The organism is Sphingobacterium composti (assembly GCF_009829075.1).
Classification (GTDB): Bacteria; Bacteroidota; Bacteroidia; order Sphingobacteriales; family Sphingobacteriaceae; genus Sphingobacterium; species Sphingobacterium composti.
The window spans coordinates 1-387 of record NZ_WUQZ01000071.1; the positions used below are offsets into that span (position 1 = coordinate 1).

Annotated in this window: 1 protein-coding gene; it reads right to left on the bottom strand. The window is 38.5% G+C overall.

All coding sequences use genetic code 11. The features are described 5' to 3' along the window. On the bottom strand, positions 1-354 hold a 354-nt coding region (locus tag GOQ17_RS16105; RefSeq protein ID WP_159639074.1), incomplete at its 3' end, for an IS110 family transposase. Positions 355-387 lie beyond the last annotated feature (33 nt).

Consider the following 387-nt stretch of genomic DNA (forward strand, 5'->3'; position numbering starts at 1 on the left):
TTCCAGACGTCTACGCTTTTCTTCACCATATTGTCCGATACGATAAGCGTCTGCCTGATCACTCTTCCCTCTGGTCATACCCATCGATTGCTTGATCTCTAAGCCCGGTACCCGGCAATAAGCGATATTTCCTGACTCACAAAACTGAACAAACCGGTATTCGTAACCTCCGGTATATTCCATTACTACTAACGTTTCTTCCAGTTTGATCTGATTGGTTTTACACCACTTTTTAAATACCCCAAATCCTTTACTATTATTCTCAATTCTGATATGCAGCTTACGTTCTGCCCAGCATACGTCTAATGTTAACTTTGATACATCCACTCCTAAAATAATCTTCCAGTTTTTCATACTTTTACTCTTGTTAATTACATTACAAAAAAA